General features: G+C 75.2%; 11 protein-coding genes. 4 read left to right on the top strand and 7 right to left on the bottom strand.

Going from position 1 to position 14,559, the window contains the following annotated elements; translation table 11 throughout:
* Nucleotides 1-83: 83 nt before the first annotated feature.
* The gene (locus tag HDA31_RS01690) at nucleotides 84-3,362 is read left to right on the top strand and encodes a lamin tail domain-containing protein (protein ID WP_178066503.1); all 3,279 of its coding nucleotides are present in this window, start codon (nucleotides 84-86) and stop codon (nucleotides 3,360-3,362) included.
* Between the two features lie 84 nt (nucleotides 3,363-3,446).
* Here the strand turns inward: HDA31_RS01690 and hemB are convergent, their stop codons facing one another.
* The 5 genes from hemB to HDA31_RS01665 are packed head-to-tail and all read right to left on the bottom strand — an operon-like array spanning nucleotide 3,447 to nucleotide 9,127.
* A complete protein-coding gene (hemB, locus tag HDA31_RS01685; RefSeq protein WP_178066504.1) occupies nucleotides 3,447-4,430 on the bottom strand; it encodes a porphobilinogen synthase in 984 nt (327 codons plus the stop codon).
* Nucleotides 4,431-4,471: 41 nt separating this feature from the next.
* The gene (locus tag HDA31_RS01680; protein WP_074472437.1) at nucleotides 4,472-6,052 is read right to left on the bottom strand and encodes a bifunctional uroporphyrinogen-III C-methyltransferase/uroporphyrinogen-III synthase; all 1,581 of its coding nucleotides are present in this window, start codon (nucleotides 6,050-6,052) and stop codon (nucleotides 4,472-4,474) included.
* Nucleotides 6,049-7,017 (bottom strand): hydroxymethylbilane synthase, encoded by a 969-nt coding sequence (hemC, locus tag HDA31_RS01675; protein ID WP_178066505.1) that lies wholly within the window; start codon nucleotides 7,015-7,017, stop codon nucleotides 6,049-6,051. The genes HDA31_RS01680 and hemC overlap by 4 nt, the downstream gene beginning before the upstream one ends.
* A complete protein-coding gene (locus HDA31_RS01670) occupies nucleotides 7,014-8,357 on the bottom strand; it encodes a glutamyl-tRNA reductase (RefSeq protein ID WP_178066506.1) in 1,344 nt (447 codons plus the stop codon). The genes hemC and HDA31_RS01670 overlap by 4 nt, the downstream gene beginning before the upstream one ends.
* Nucleotides 8,354-9,127, bottom strand: coding sequence for a redox-sensing transcriptional repressor Rex (locus HDA31_RS01665; RefSeq protein ID WP_043965317.1), 774 nt, complete (start codon nucleotides 9,125-9,127; stop codon nucleotides 8,354-8,356). Before HDA31_RS01665 ends, HDA31_RS01670 begins: the two co-directional genes overlap by 4 nt.
* Before the next feature lie 386 nt (nucleotides 9,128-9,513).
* Between HDA31_RS01665 and HDA31_RS01660 the strand changes: the two genes are divergently transcribed.
* Both HDA31_RS01660 and HDA31_RS01655 read left to right on the top strand, forming a co-directional pair.
* Nucleotides 9,514-10,809, top strand: coding sequence for a sensor histidine kinase (locus HDA31_RS01660; RefSeq protein ID WP_178066507.1), 1,296 nt, complete (start codon nucleotides 9,514-9,516; stop codon nucleotides 10,807-10,809).
* Nucleotides 10,810-10,940: 131 nt separating this feature from the next.
* The gene (locus HDA31_RS01655; RefSeq protein WP_178067851.1) at nucleotides 10,941-11,594 is read left to right on the top strand and encodes a response regulator transcription factor; all 654 of its coding nucleotides are present in this window, start codon (nucleotides 10,941-10,943) and stop codon (nucleotides 11,592-11,594) included.
* A 16-nt stretch (nucleotides 11,595-11,610) separates the two neighbouring features.
* On the opposite strand, the gene HDA31_RS01650 is transcribed toward HDA31_RS01655, so the two are convergent.
* The gene (locus HDA31_RS01650; RefSeq protein WP_074472433.1) at nucleotides 11,611-12,261 is read right to left on the bottom strand and encodes an HAD family hydrolase; all 651 of its coding nucleotides are present in this window, start codon (nucleotides 12,259-12,261) and stop codon (nucleotides 11,611-11,613) included.
* A gap of 87 nt (nucleotides 12,262-12,348) precedes the next feature.
* On the bottom strand, nucleotides 12,349-12,603 hold the full coding sequence (locus HDA31_RS01645) for a glutaredoxin family protein (RefSeq protein ID WP_043965311.1): 255 nt from the start codon (nucleotides 12,601-12,603) through the stop codon (nucleotides 12,349-12,351).
* A gap of 572 nt (nucleotides 12,604-13,175) precedes the next feature.
* On the opposite strand from HDA31_RS01645, the gene HDA31_RS01640 reads away from it, so the two are divergent.
* Complete coding sequence (locus HDA31_RS01640; RefSeq protein WP_178066508.1) at nucleotides 13,176-14,144, top strand: ECF subfamily RNA polymerase sigma factor, BldN family; 969 nt, start codon at nucleotides 13,176-13,178, stop codon at nucleotides 14,142-14,144.
* The last annotated feature ends 415 nt before the right edge of the window (nucleotides 14,145-14,559 follow it).

Here is a 14,559-nt window from a genome sequence, read left to right as displayed (position 1 = left end):
CAAAGCGCCCCGTGGGGGATGGACGGCGGACAGCGCCGCCGCTTAACGTGCGTTCGTTCACGTCCACCCATCGTGGAGGCCCCATGCGCCCGCGCCGCAGAACTGCCGCGCTCGCGACCGCCGTAGCCGTCACCATCCCGGTCATCGGCGTCGCACCCACCGCGGCCAGCGCCGCGCCCACCGACCTTTTCATCTCGGAGTACGTCGAAGGCTCGTCGAACAACAAGGCGATCGAGCTCTACAACGGCACCGGTGCCCCCGTCGACCTCACCGCCGGCGGCTACCAGCTCCTGCTCTACTTCAACGGCAACACCACGGCCACCACCCTGGCCCTGACCGGGACGGTCGCCGCGGGCGACACGTTCGTGTTCGCCGCCGCCTCGGCCGCGCCGGCGGTCCTCGCCCAGGCCGACCAGACGACCACCGCCAGCCTCTTCAACGGCGACGACGCGATCGTGCTGCGTCGGGGCGGCAGCACCGTCGTCGACTCGATCGGCCAGGTCGGCGCCGACCCGGGCACCGAGTGGGGCAGCGGCCTGACCAGCACCGCCGACAACACGCTGCGGCGGCTGCCCACGGTCACCGCCGGCGACACCGACCCGTCGGACGCCTTCGACCCGGCCGCCCAGTGGGCCGGCTACGCCACCGACACGTTCGACGGGCTGGGCGCGCACACCGTCGACGGCGGCGGCCCCGTCGACCAGCCCGCCACCGTCACCTGCGGCGGGGCGCTGACCACCGCCGCCGGCACCGCCGCCAGCCGTGAGGTGACCGCCACCGACCCGGACGACACGATCGTCGGCCTGGCGGTCACCTCGGTCGAGCCGGCCCCGGCCACGGGCACGATCAGCCGCACCGCCTTCACCCCGGCCGACGCCGTCGGCGGCACCGCCCGCGCCACGATCGCCACCAGCGCCGACCTGGCCGCCGGGGCGTACACCGTGACGGTGACCGCGACCGACACGGACGGCGGCACCGCGACCTGCGCGCTGGCCGTGACCGTGACCCGGGAACTGACCGTCGGGGAGGTGCAGGGCCCGACCACCGACGCCGAGTCCGGCCCGGCCGACCGGTCGCCGCTCGCGCCGGCCTCCGGCAACGGCACCAGCAGCAGCCTGTACGACGTGCGGGGCGTGATCACCCAGCGCACCCTGGCCCGGACGTCGGCCGGCGCCGACCAGCACGGCTTCTTCCTCCAGAGCCGCGCGGACGCGAGCGACGGCGACCCGTCCTCCTCCGACGGCATCTTCGTCTTCATGGGCTCGTTCACGTCGCTGATCGGCGGCTACGTGCCGACGGTGGGCGACGAGGTGGTGCTGCGGGCCCGGGTGTCCGAGTACTACAACCTGACCCAGCTCTCCGGGGCCTCGCTGGTCACCAAGATCGCGTCCGGTCTCAACGTGAACTCCGTCGTCGCCGTCGCCGACGCGGTGCCCCCGGCCGACCTGGCCGCCGCGCAGCGGTTCTGGGAGCGGCACGAGGGGGCCCGGGTGCGGGTCCGGGCCGGCAGCGGCGCGGTGAGCGGCCGGAGCGTGTTCGCGTCCACGGCCGACTCCGAGGTGTGGGTGGTCGACCGGGACGACCCGCTGCTCGGCCGCGCCGACGCGTACGCCCGCCGGGTGTTCCGCGACGCGCACCCGCTGGACAACGACGCGACCCGCCGCTTCGACGACGGCAACGGGCAGCGGATCATGCTGGGCGCCATGGGCGTCAAGGCCACCGCCGGGGACAACGCCGCCCTGCTGCCGCCGGCCCGGACCTTCGACACCCTCACCGGGGACGCGTACGGCGCGCTCTACTACGCGTTCGAGAAGTACGGCGTCCAGGTCGAGCAGGCCGCCTTCGCGGCCGGGGCCGACCCGTCGAAGAACAACCCGCCGCAGCCGGCCGACCGGTCGCGGGAGATCGCGGTCGCCACATACAACGTGGAGAACCTGTACGACTACCGGGACGACCCGTTCGACGGCTGCGACTTCACCGGCAACGCCGGCTGCACCGGGGTCAGCCCGCCGTTCGACTACGTGCCGGCCAGCGAGGCCGACTACCGGGAGCACCTGACGGCGCTCGCCGACCAGATCCGCACCGACCTGCACTCGCCGGACCTGATCCTGGTGCAGGAGGCCGAGGACCAGGACATCTGCTCCGTGACCGGGGGCGCGCTGGTGTGCGGCGACACGAACGACGCCGACGGCGCGCCGGACACCCTCCAGGAGCTGGCGCTGGCCGTGGCCGCCGCGGGCGGGCCCACGTACGCCGCCGCGTACGACCGGACCGGCGCGGACGCCCGGGGCATCACCGCCGGGTTCCTCTACCGCACGGACCGGCTGTCGCTGGCCGAGGCGACCGCCACCGACCCGCTGCTCGGCTCCGCGCCGGTGGTGCCGTACCGGTCGGCGGGGCTGCCGTCCAACGCGGACGTGCAGAACCCGAAGGCGCTCAACGCGGTGCTGCCGGCCGACACCGACACCTCCACCGGCAAGGACGGCAACAACGTCTACACGCGGGCCCCGCAGCTCGGCAAGTTCTGGGTCAAGGCGACCCCGGGCGGCTCCGAGGGCTACCACCTGTGGGCGCTGAGCAACCACTTCTCGTCCGGGCCGGACAGCCGGGTCGGGCAGCGCACCGAGCAGGCCCGCTACGGTGCCGCGCTGGTCACCGCGATCCACAACGCGGACCGGAACTCCCGGGTGGTGTACGGCGGGGACCTGAACGTCTTCCCCCGCCCCGACGACCCGATCGCCACCGGGGCCGACCCGACCCCGTCGGACCAGCTCGCCGCGCTGTACGACGCGGGCCTGCACAGCCTGTGGGACGACCTGGTCGCCGAGGTGCCGTCGTCGGCGTACTCGTACAGCTTCGAGGGGCAGGCGCAGACGCTGGACCACCTGTTCGTCAACGACGCGCTGCGCGACGACCTGGTCCAGGTGCGGGCGGCGCACGTCAACGCCGACTGGCCGGCAGAGTTCACCGGGGACGGGTCGCGCGGCTCCAGCGACCACGACCCGCAGGTGGCCCGGTTCCGCTCCCGCGCGTCGCTGAGCGTCGCCGACGCCACGGTGGTCGAGGGCGACAAGGGCACCCGCCCGCTCGCCTTCACCGTCACCGTGTCCCGGCCGCTGTCGCAGCCGGCCCTGATCTGCGCCGCCACCTACGGCACCACGGCGCAGGCCGGGGCGGACTACGAGCCGTACGTCGGCTGCAAGGTCCTGGCGGCCGGGCAGACCTCGCTGACCTTCACGGTCACCGTGCGCGGTGACCGCAAGCGGGAGGCCGACGAGAAGGTGAACCTGCTGGTGGCCGGCGTGCCCGGCCTGCACCTGGCCGATCCGCTGGCCGTCGGCACCATCACCGACGACGACTGACCGGCCCGACGGCTCCACGGCGGCCCGTCGCCCGGCTCCTGGCCGGGCGGCGGGCCGTCAGCCGTACGGGGCGGCGGCGGGTGCTCAGTAACGGTCGCGGAGCAGGCGGGCGGCCTCGACCGCCCAGTAGGTGAGGATGATCTGCGCCCCGGCGCGCCGGATCGAGGTCAGCGTCTCCAGCATGACCCGCTCCCGGTCGATCCAGCCGTTGGCGGCGGCCGCCTCGACCATCGCGTACTCGCCGGAGACCTGGTAGGCGGCGACCGGGACGTCGACCGCCGCGCGCACCGCCGCCACCACGTCGAGGTAGGGCAGGGCCGGCTTGACCATCACGATGTCGGCGCCCTCGGCGACGTCCAGGGCCACCTCGCGCAGGGACTCCCGCAGGTTCGCCGGGTCCTGCTGGTAGGTGCGCCGGTCGCCGTCGAGGCACGACTCCACCGCGTCCCGGAACGGGCCGTAGAAGGCGGAGGCGTACTTCGCCGCGTACGCGAGCACCGCCACGTCGGTGTGGCCGGCGGCGTCCAGGGCCCGGCGGACCACGCCCACCTGGCCGTCCATCATCCCGGACGGGCCGACCACCCCGACCCCGGCGGCGGCCTGGGCCACCGCCATCTCGGCGTACGCGGCGAGGGTGGCGTCGTTGTCCACCTCGCCGTCGGGGGTGAGCAGGCCGCAGTGCCCGTGCGAGGTGAACTCGTCCAGGCACAGGTCGCTCATCACCACGGTCGCGTCGCCGACCTCGGCGACCACGTCGGCGATGGCGACGTTGAGGATGCCGCCCGGGTCGATGCCGCCGGAGCCGGTCGGGTCGCGCCGCTCGGGCACCCCGAAGAGCATGATCCCGCCCACGCCGGCCTGGACCGCCTCGGCGGCGGCCTTGCGCAGCGAGTCCCGGGAGTGCTGGAGCACCCCCGGGAGCGACGCGATCTGCCGCGGCTCGGTCAGCCCCTCCTTGACGAACATCGGCACGACCAGCTCGGCCGGGTCGACGCGGGTCTCGGAGACCAGCCGCCGCACGGCCGCGTTGCGGCGCAGCCGGCGGGGCCGGATCTCGGGGTACGGCATGCGGGGCCTCCCTGGGCGAGCTGGCTGTGCGGCCGGTGCGACTAGCGGAACCGCAGGGCGGTCGGCCCCTGCACCTTCGAGCCCCGGCGCTGCTTGGCCGGCATGGCGGCCAGCTTCTCGCGCAGCTCGACGGCGTAGGCGGCGAGCGCCTCCACGAGGTCGGGCACCGAGGCGTGCTGCGGCTGGACGTCGACCCGCAGGCCGAACTCCGTCGCGGTCTCCGCCGTCTTGGGGCCGATCACGGCGACAACCGTGCGCGCGTGCGGCTTCCCGGCGATGCCGACCAGGTTCCGGACCGTGGAGGACGAGGTGAACAGCACCGCGTCGAACCCGCCCGACTTGATCGCGTCGCGGATCTCGGCGGGCGGCGGGGCGGCCCGGACCGTGCGGTACGCGGTCACGTCGTCGACCTCCCAGCCGCGCTCGGTGAGCCCGGCGGCGAGGGTCTCGGTGGCGATGTCGGCGCGCGGCAGCAGCACCCGGCCCACCGGGTCGAGGATCTCGTCGTGCGGCGAGAACTCGGCGAGCAGCCCCTCGGACGACTGCTCCCCGGCGGGGACCAGCTCCGGCTGGATGCCGAACGCGCGGACGGCGTCGGCGGTGGCCTCGCCGATACAGGCGATCTTGACGCCGCCGAAGTGCCGGGCGTCCAGGCCGTGCTCGGCGAACTTCTCCCACACCGCGCGGACGGCGTTGACCGAGGTGAAGACCACCCAGGCGTACCTGCCGTCGACCAGGCCCTTGACCGCCCGCTCCATCTGGGCGGGGGTGCGCGGCGGCTCGACCGCGATGGTCGGCACCTCGCACGGGATCGCCCCGTACGCGCGCAGCCGCGCGCTCATCACCCCGGCCTGCTCCTTGGTGCGCGGGACGAGCACCTTCCAGCCGTACAGGGGGCGGTTCTCCCACCAGCTCATCTTGTCGCGCTGGCCGACGCCCTCGCCGACGGTGAGCACGACCCGGCCGGTGAAGCCCAGCGCGGCCGCGACGAACGAGTCGACGGTCGACGTGGTCGTGTACTGGGTCTCCCCGGTGCCGTCGCCGGTCACCCCGACGCCGGTCGAGCCGTCGACCCCGGCGGCGAGCAGGCCGTCGCGGATCGCGGCCAGGTCGCCGGCGTCCACGGCGAGCGCCAGCGAGCCCCGGCCGACGGCGGCGGCGAGGGCGTCGAAGTCCAGCGTGGCGACGTCCTCGACGTCGGCGGCGGTGCGTACGCCCGGCAGCGGCACGCCCGCGTAGGTGGCGACGCCCTCGGCCTGGCCGACGCCCGGCACCACCTCGAAGTGCGCGGCGGTGCGGGCGACCGCCTGCACCTCCTTGACCACGGAGTCGTGGCCGAACGGGTCACCGGCGACGAGGTGCACGGCGTTCAGGCCGGACCTCGCGGCCGAGATCAGCACCTTCGCCACGTCACCCGGCACGCCCTCCGCCGGGGAGAACTGGGCGTCGGACTTGGCCTGGGCGCGCACGGCGTCGAGCAGCGACTCGGGGACTCCCCGGTCGTATACCACCTGGTCGGCGTCGACCAGGGCGTCGTGCGCCCGGCGGGTCAGCAGGCCCGGGTCGCCGGGGCCGGCCCCGACGAACGCGATACGGCCGACGGGCTTACGGGTGCGGGTCATTCTGTGCTCCCAAATTGCTGGGTCCCCGGGCCGGCGTTTCCTTCGTGGCCGAGGATCGAGTCGGCGCCGAGTTCGAGGAGTTCGGCGGCGAGTGCCTTGCCGATCTCCGCCGCGTCGGCGGGCGTTCCGGTGCGGGACAGCCGGAGGTCTCGCGTGCCGTCCGGGCTGATCACCGCCCCGCGCAGGTAGATCTCATCGCCGGCGTCGCCTTCGGCGAGTTCCGCATAGGCGGCGACGGGTGCGCTGCACCCGGCCTCCAGGGTGGCCAGCAGCGCCCGTTCCGCGATGACCGCGGCCCGGGACGGTGCGTGGTCGAGCACCGCGAGCAGCTCGACCAGGTCGGTGTCGTCGGCCCGGCACTCCACGGCCAGCGCGCCCTGGGCGGGCGCGGGCAGCATGAGCATCGGGTCGAGCGTCTCGGTGATCACGTCGGCCCGGTCGAGCCGGGCCAGCCCGGCGCGGGCCAGGACGACCGCGTCGAGGTCGGCGTCCGGGCCGAGGACCCGCGCCAGGCGGGTGTCCACGTTGCCGCGGATCGGGGCGACCTCCAGTTGCAGCCCGAGCGCGTGCAGCTGGGCGATGCGGCGCAGCGCGCCCGTGCCGACCACCGCGCCGGGCGGCAGCTCGGCGAGGGTGCGCCCGCCCCTGGCGACCAGCGCGTCGCGCGGGTCCTGGCGGGGCGGCACCGCCGCGACGTGCAGCCCGGGGGCCGCCGCGGTGGGCAGGTCCTTGTAGGAGTGCACGGCGAGGTCGATGGTGCGGGCGGTCAGGGCGTCGCGCAGCGCGGAGACGAAGACGCCGACGCCGAGCCGGTGCACGGGGGCGGACGAGCGGTCGCCGGCGGTGACCACCTCGACGAGTTCGACCTGGCGGCCGGTCGCCTCGGTGAGCGCCGCGGCGACCTGGCCGGACTGGGCCATCGCCAGCGCGCTGCCCCGGGTGCCGAGGCGCAGGGGGGCGGTCATCTGTCGCCTCCGGGGTACGGGGTGGGGTCGGTGTCGACCACGTCGGGGACGGTGTCGACGGGGGACGTCTGCGGGACCTGGAGGTCGAACAGTTCGCGCAGCAGCGCCGCGTACTGGTCGCCGCCGGGCTCGGCGGCGAGCTGGCGGACCCGCACGGTGGGCTGGTGCAGCAGCCGCTGGACGACCCGGTGCACCGTGCGGGCCACCTCGGCGCGCTGGTCGTCGCTGAGGTCGGGGCGGCGTTGGGCCAGCCGGCGCAGCTCGGTGGCGACCACGTCCTCGGCCCGGCCGCGCAGGGCGGCCACGGTGGGTGCCACGTCGGCGCCGCGCAGCCAGGTGAGGAACGACTCGACCTCGGCGGTGACGATCCGTTCGACGGCGGCGGCCTCGGCGGCGGCGGGGCCCCCGGCCAGGACCGCCGCCATCCGGTCGATGTCGATCACCTCGACGCCGGGCAGCCCGGCCACGCCGGCCTCGACGTCGCGGGGAACGGCGAGGTCGAGCAGCACGAGCGGGCCCCGGTCGGGGTCGCGGCGGGCGAGCGCCCGGGTGACCACCTCGCGGGTGAGGACCGGTTCGGTGGCCGCGGTGGCGGCCACTACGATGTCCACTGTGGAGAGCACGTCGGTCAGCCCGGCAATGGGCGCGGCGCTGGCCCCGTACGACTCGGCCAGTCGCACTGCCCGGTCGGTCCCCCGGTTGGTCACGGTGAGCGGGCCCGCGCCGAGCCGGGAGAGCGTCGCCACGCCCAGCGCGCCCATCGCGCCGGCGCCCACCACGAGGGCCGGGCGGCCGGCGAGCGCGCCGTCGAGGTGGCCGGCGGCCAGGTCGAGCGCGGCGCTGACGACGCTCTGGCCGGCCCGGTCGATCCCGGTCTCGGCGTGCGCCCGCTTGCCCACCCGCAGCGCCTGCTGCATCAGCTCGTGCAGCAGCCGGCCGGCGGAGTCGGCGCCGCTGGCCCAGTGGTACGCGTCGCGGAGCTGGCCGAGGATCTGGGCCTCGCCGACGACCATCGAGTCCAGCCCGGCGGCGACCCGGAAGACGTGGTCGACGGCGGCGGCGTCGTAGTGCACGTAGAGGTGGTTGGCCAGGCTCGCGGGCGGGGTGCCGGCCTGCTCGGCGAGGACGGCGCAGACGTCGCCGAGGCCGCCGTGGAAACCGGACACGGCGGCGTAGACCTCCACCCGGTTGCAGGTGGAGACCAGCACCGCCTCGCTCACGTACGGCTGGGTGAGCAGGCGGTCCAGGGTGCGGGTGAGGTCGGCCGGGCCGACCGCCAGCTGTTCCAGGGTGGCGACGGGAGCGGTGCGGTAGGACGCGCCGACGACGAGCAGTTTCACGTGCCGATCGCCTCCTGGGGGTCGGTGGCCGCGAGCCCGCCGGGCAGGGCCGTGAGGGCGGTGCCGCCGGTGGCGGGCAGCGCGGTCAGCGACGCCTTGCGGTGCTCGTGGAAGGACAGGATCTGCAGCTCGATGGCGAGGTCGACCTTGCGCACGTCGACCCCGTCCGGGACCGAGAGTACGCACGGCGCGAAGTTGAGGATGCTCGTCACGCCGACGGCGACGAGCTGGTCGGCGACCGCCTGGGCGGCGCGGGCCGGGGTGGCGATCACGCCGATCGCGATCGGCTCCTCGGCGGCGATGCGGGGCAGCTCGTCGACGTGCCGCACGACCAGCCCGTTGATCTCCTCGCCGACCCGCCCCGGGTCGGCGTCCAGCAGGGCGGCGATGCGGAAGCCGCGGCTGGCGAAGCCGTCGTAGCCGGCGAGGGCGTGACCGAGATTACCCACCCCGACCAGGGCGACCGCCCGCCGCTGGGTGAGCCCGAGCACGAACTCGATCTGCTCGACCAGCAGGGCGACGTCGTAGCCGACGCCGCGGGTGCCGTAGGAGCCGAGGTGGGACAGGTCCTTGCGGAGCTTGGCGGAGTTGACCCCGGCGGCGCTGGCCAGGCCCTCGCTGGAGACGGTCTCGTGACCCGACTCGGCGAGGTTGTGCAGGGCGCGGAGGTATTCGGGCAGCCGTGCGACGGTCGCCTCGGGCAGGTCCGGGAGCGCCGGTACGGCACCGGCGCGGCCGGACGCGCCAGGGTGACGGTGCTGCTGACTCATGAGACTCCGTGCGGTGCGATCCTCGGCCGGCTCAAGCGGCCTGCCGTATCGGGACTCCCGCTGGCGACCGAGATTGCCGGCTGTGCTAGCAGGACGCGTCGGAACTACAGAGTAGGCGCTTGTGAAGACACGCACAAATCGCGATCTTGAAGACCGGCGACCCGCCTCCACCTGCCCCTCCACCCCCCAAGATCGATCCGGCGCCTCGCGTGGCCCGCGCCGATTATTGCTCATTCCCGACTTCCGTCACCAATCGCGCGAGCGCCGCGCCCGCCGCCGCCCGGTCCCGCCCGGCGGGGGCGCCGGCCGACGGTAGGGCTGGCACCACCAGCAAGAGGACGGCCGACGGGATTCCGGGGGCGGGGCCGCGTCCCTAGCCTCGAACCATGACCACCGCCGCCACGGCCGAGCCGGCCGCCCTCCCGCCCCGCCTCCCCCGCCAGCTCCTGCGCGACTCCGGGTACGTGCTGCTCGGCTTCCCCCTCGCCGTGGCCGGCTTCGTGGTCCTGGTGGCGGGGCTGGCCCTGGGCGTGGGACTGGCGGTGACCGTGATCGGCCTGCCCGTCCTCGCCGCCACCCTCTACGCCGCCCGGGGCTTCGCCGACGTGGAGCGGCTGCGGCTGACCACCGTGCTCGGGCAGGACCGGGTGCGGCCCGAGTACCGCCGGGCCGAGCCGGGAGCCAGCGCCTGGCGGCGGATCCTCGTCCCCATCGGGGACGTGCAGTCCTGGCTAGACCTGGCCCACGGCATCCTCAACCTGGTCGTGGCCCTCGTCACGTTCGTGGTGACCGTCACCTGGTGGGCCGCCGCGGTCGCCGGCACCCTCTACCCGGTCTACGACTGGGCGCTGCCCCACCCGGCCGACAACCAGCCCCTCAGCGAGCTGCTCGGCCTGGGCGACTCGGCCGCCGCCCGGATCGGGCTCAACACCGCCGCCGGGCTGTTCTTCCTGGTCACCCTGCCGCTCGTGGTACGCGGGTGCGCCCGTCTGAAGGCCGGCTTCGCCCGCGCCCTGCTCACCGGGGTGGCCGAGATGCGCAGCCAGATCACCGTCCTGGAGGAGCGGCGGCGGGCGGCCGCCTCCGCCGAGGCCACCGCGCTGCGGCGGCTGGAGCGCGACATCCACGACGGCCCCCAGCAGCGCCTCGTCCGGCTCGCCATGGATCTCAGCCGGGCCCGGCACCAGCTCGCCGACGACCCGGAGGCCGCCGGCCGGACCCTCGACGAGGCCGTCGCCCAGACCCGGGACACCCTCGCCGAGCTGCGCGCCCTGTCCCGGGGCATCGCCCCGCCGATCCTGGTCGACCGGGGGCTGCCCAGCGCCCTGGCGGCCCTCGCCGGGCGCGGCCTGATCCCGATCGAACTGCGGCTCGACCCCCGGCTGGACGCCCCGGACGGGCGGCCCGACCCGGCCGTGGAGAGCACCGCCTACTTCGTGGTCGCCGAGACGCTGACCAACGTGGCCAAGCACAGCGGGGCGACGGAGTGCCGGGTCGAGGTCACCCGGCACGACGACCGGCTGGTGGTCGCCGTCGCCGACGACGGCCACGGCGGCGCGCACCTGGCCAAGGGGCACGGCCTGGCGGGGATCGCCGACCGGGTGCGGGCGGCGGGCGGCCGGCTCGACGTCGTCAGCCCGGCCGGCGGGCCGACCGAGGTGCGCGCGGACCTCCCGCTGTGACGACGGCCGCTCCGGCGGCCGCCGGCGACACCCCCGACAGCGCCGCAGTCGCTCCCCGCGACACTCCCGACGGCGCCGCAGTCGCTCCCGGCGGCCCCACCGAGGGTCACGACGTGGTAGACACCAGCACCATGCGGGTGGTGATCGCCGACGACGCCGTGCTGCTCCGGGAGGGGCTGGTCCGGCTGCTGACCGAGCGCGGGCACGAGGTGGTGGCCGCCGTCGGCGACGGCGACGCCCTGGTCGGGGCGGTCGTCGCCCATCGGCCCGACGTGTCGATCGTCGACGTGCGGATGCCGCCGTCGCACACCGACGAGGGGCTGCGCGCCGCGGTCGAGGCCCGCCGCCTCGTCTCCCGCACCCCGGTCCTGGTGCTGTCCCAGTACGTCGAGGTGTCGTACGCCGACGACCTGCTGGCCACCACCGGCGGGGCCGGCGGCGGGGTGGGCTACCTGCTCAAGGACCGGGTGGCCGACATCGACGAGTTCCTGGACTCGCTGGCCCGGGTCGCCGCCGGCGGCACCGTGCTCGACCCGGAGGTCGTCGGCCAACTGCTGGTCCGCCGGCGGCGCGACGACCCGCTGCGGGAGCTGACCCCGCGCGAGCGCGAGGTGCTGGCCCTGATGGCCGAGGGGCACTCCAACACCGCCATCGCGAAGGCCCTCGTGGTCACCGACGGCGCGGTGGAGAAGCACGTCCGCAACATCTTCACCAAGCTCGGCCTGCCCCCGGACACCGCCCAGCACCGGCGCGTCCTGGCCGTCCTCGCCTACCTGCGCGGCTGACCGCCCGCCGCGGCAGTCAGCGCAGGGCGGCGGCCAGCGCGACGGCCTCGGTGAGGGTGTCGGCCACCGGATGACCGGAGTCCCGCAGCCGGGCCGCGTCGGTGAAGCCCCCCGTGTAGAGCACCGCCCGGCCGCCCACCGACTCGGCCGCGTCGGCGTCGTCGATCGAGTCCCCGATCAGCACCACCGCACGGCCGTCCAACCCCAGCCCGGACAGGTGCTCGGCCAGCGACCCGGCCTTGCGGTCGCCGCCGACGGTGGCGCGCAGCCCGTCCACCCGGGCGAACCGCCCCGTCAGCCCGTAGGAGTGCACGGCGGGCACCAGCTCGTCGTGGAACCACATGGACAGCAGGGACTGGCTGCCCGGCCAGGCCGCCATCGCCGCCGCCGCGTCGTCGGCCAGCGCGCAGGTGGTCAACCCGCTGCGGTACGCGTCGTGGAAGATCCGGTCCAGCTCACCGAACGCCGCGTCGTCGACCGCCCGGCCGAGCACCCCGGCGTAGTAGTCGGCGATCGGGCGGCGGAACCGCACCCGGTGCTCGTCCGCCGTGACGGCCGGCCCGCCCACGCTGGCGAACGCCGCGTTGGTGGCCGTCACCACCAGGTCGAGGTCGTTGAGCAGGGTGCCGTTCCAGTCCCAGACGAGGTGGGGGCGCGCAGGGGTCATCCGAGCACGATACGGCGGGCGGCCGCGTGGGGAACGCCGGGTCGCCTCCGGTGCGCCGTGCTGTCAGAGCTGTGGGGTGGTGTGCTGTCAGAGCTGTGGGGTGGTCAGGTCCCGCAGCAGCCGCTCCTCCTCCACCCGCCAGTACCCGTGCTCCTTGCCGTCGAGCAGCACCACGGGCAGCCGGTCGCCGTACTCCCGCTCCAGCTCGACGTCGGTGGTCACGTCCTTCTCGATCCACCGGTCGCCGGTGACCGCGACCACCCGGCCGAGCGCCGCCTTCGCGTCCTCGCAGAGGTGGCAGCCGGGGCGGGTGATCAGGGTGAGCCGGGCGTCACTGGACATCGGGAAACCTCCGTGCGGGTGTCGGCCGGGGCCGCCCTCCGGCGGCCCGCGCCCGGACAGTCTCCCCCGGCCCGTCGGTGGGACACACCCGGTACCGGCGACTCGGCAACGCACCGTGTGCGGACGGGACCGACCGGACGCGCGGGAGCGCCGCCGCCGCCCCGCGCGGGCAGCCGGCGCAGCCGTCGTCCCGGCCCCACGCCGAACGGGTCGATCGGGCGCTGAGCTGGGCATATCCCTAACCAGCCGCCGCGCGAAAGTCAACCTCCCCCGACGGACAACGGGTCCGCCGCAGATCGGACGGGCGAGCAAATACTTCTGCTCTGTGTAACGGACTTGCCACGCGCGGGTGACGTTGGCCCTATTATCACTCGGGTCGACTCACCCCATTTGCCGTGAGTCGACACCCCTCAGCCCGAGGAGGCCCCCGTGCCTGTGAGCGCATTGGACCCGTACCTCAAGGGGATCTGCCGCCCGTCGGCACGTCCCGGACGAGCCCTGCCCGACGGCCCCGGCCGCGCCCGCGCCGGGGCGGCCCCGTGGCCCGCGGCAACCCTGACCGGGGAGGCACGGTGACCAGTTTCGGCTACGCGCAGCGACCGGTCGGGCTGGCCGCGGCGGCCCGCGCCGTCCTCAACGAACGGCTGGGCATCGGCCGGAACCCCGTGGACGACGGGTCCAGCCTCGCCGTACGCGGCGACGGGGCCTCCAGACGGTTACGCAACCGGTCCCATCACAACGAGGCGGTGCCCCGGCCGGCGACGCCGGGAGGCAACGGTGGCCGGGTGGCGTCGCCCGCGCGGCCGACGATGCCGGCGCAGGGCCGACGCAGTGGCGACACCCCGCCGACGGCCGATCCGGCGGCCGGCGAGACGGCGGTGCTGCCGGCGGTGCCGGCCAACCCGCCCCCACCGCCGCCCGGGCCCCCGGGCGGCGGCACGCCGACGGGCTTCCCGAGCCGCCCCGACCCGTCCGACCCGGCCACCGAGGTCTGGAAGCTGGTCGAGCGCGCCCAGGCCGGCGAGGCCGAGGCATTCGGGCTGATCTACGACCGGTACGTCGACACCGTCTTCCGCTTCGTCTACTTCCGCGTCGGCAACCGGCAGCTCGCCGAGGACCTCACCTCCGACACGTTCCTGCGCGCCCTCAAGCGCATCGGCAGCTTCACCTGGCAGGGCCGGGACCTCGGCGCCTGGCTGGTCACCATCGCCCGCAACCTGGTGGCCGACCACTTCAAGTCCGGCCGGTACCGGCTGGAGGTCACCACCGGCGACGTGCTGGACGCCGACCGGGAGGACCGCGGCCCGGAGGGCAGCCCGGAGGCGGCGGTCGTCGAGCACATCACCAACGTCGCCCTGCTCACCGCCGTCAAGCAGCTCAACCCGGAGCAGCAGGAGTGCATCGTGCTGCGGTTCCTCCAGGGCTTCTCGGTGGCGGAGACGGCCCGGGCGATGGGCAAGAACGAGGGTGCGATCAAGGCGTTGCAGTACCGCGCGGTCCGCGCGCTGGCCCGGCTGCTGCCGGACGGCTTCCAGCCCTGACCGCCGCCGTCGGCCGCGCCGACCCGTCCCGTTCAGCCCGCCCCGGTGGGCCGCCCCGCCGCCCGGTGGGCCGGGCCGCGCGGGGCCGGGCCGCCCGGCCGGCGGCGTCCCCGCGCGGCACCCGGCCCCCGACGGCGGTGCACGCCGTACGCCGGCCGGGGCGCGCCGCGCGGACGGGAGCACCGGCCGGCGTACGGCGTGACGCCCATCACTCTTCGTGATTTCGCTCCCGCCGGCCCCGTAACCCGTGCCCGGGGCGGAGCGTTTCTCCCGGTGCGACCGGTGGTTCCCGGTATCCCCGGGCCCGACGGTCCGGAAAGCGCAGCCCGGCACGAGCTTCGTCCTGGGTGCATGCTGCCGCCGGTCGCTGGTGCCGACAGCGGCCGACCGGCCGTGACCAGCGAGAGGAGGTGCC

Origin of the sequence: Micromonospora carbonacea, assembly GCF_014205165.1 — a bacterium.
Lineage (GTDB): Bacteria > Actinomycetota > Actinomycetes > Mycobacteriales > Micromonosporaceae > Micromonospora > Micromonospora carbonacea.
This window is presented reverse-complemented; position numbering and strand designations above follow the sequence as displayed.